Raw genomic sequence first — 1,034 nt, 5'->3', positions numbered from 1 at the left:
ATATTGGCATAGCTATGCTCTTCAGCATTTCCAGATTCATTAAAGGTCGTAACTTTGAAAGTAGGCGCCGTCCATGCACCATTTTCATAGCTCGCACCTCCACCAAAATATGTCGCTAATGTCTTATTCAAGGAATAAAGCTGGGAACCATTTACTGCTTCTGTTGAATCTTCAGAGAGAGTTGCCGCTTTCACGCCAAAAATACTACGTGTATCACCATTACTGTTTGCAATTGTGATTGTTCTGCCCTCTGTTTCAGCCCCAATCTTGATTACTTTCGTTTCAGAATCCTGCTTAACAAGACTGTCTCCTACAACTTTATTAATCTCATTCTTAAGCTCATTATGAATATTCGTGAATGAATCCCCTACACCTGTAAAAGCTGCAGCTACAGTACTATAATTTTTATCTTCTGTTTGACCATCAGAGTTGACGTTCTTAACCGTGAATACAGGAGCGGTCCATTGACCTTCTTCATATTTAGCGCCACCACCTAAAGACTTCGCAACATTATCACCTAACGCATGAAGCTGGTTACCCGTCACTGCATCCGTCGAACCAGATTTAATGTCCCCATCTAATAGAGATGTAAGCTTGCTATTTGTCTTCGCTTCACCTGATCCATGCGTCGCTACAAACGCGCCTTTAGCCTTATCCCACAACAAGGCGTCACCTTGAGCAGTGGTGATCTCATTTTTAATCTCATTGGTGATTTCTTTATGAAGATCCGTGAAAGAAGTACCTACTCCAGCAAACGCAGATGCCACATCATGATATTCTTTATCTTCTGTTGTACCATCTTCTTTAAAGCCTTTAACCGTGAATGTAGGAGCTGTCCATGTACCGTTTTCATAGCTAGCGCTACCACCTAAAGTTTTCGCAACTTTATCACCTAACGCATGAAGCTGATTACCCGTCACTGCATCCGTCGAACCAGATTTAATGTCCCCATCTAATAGAGACGTAAGCTTACTATTTGTCTTCGCTTCACCTGATCCATGCGTTGCTACAAAGGCATTAGCCGTTTCACTCCA

Annotated in this window: 1 pseudogene; it reads right to left on the bottom strand. The window is 42.2% G+C overall.

Features of this window, described 5'->3' with window-relative positions:
• Window positions 1-1,034 (bottom strand): annotated as a pseudogene (locus ACFIMQ_RS09430) (hypothetical protein); the annotation flags it as partial.

Source organism: Bartonella sp. AD13SXNS (assembly GCF_042196465.1).
Lineage (GTDB): Bacteria > Pseudomonadota > Alphaproteobacteria > Rhizobiales > Rhizobiaceae > Bartonella.
The sequence above is the reverse complement of the archived record's forward strand: the minus strand, read 5'-3'. Positions and strand labels throughout refer to the sequence as shown.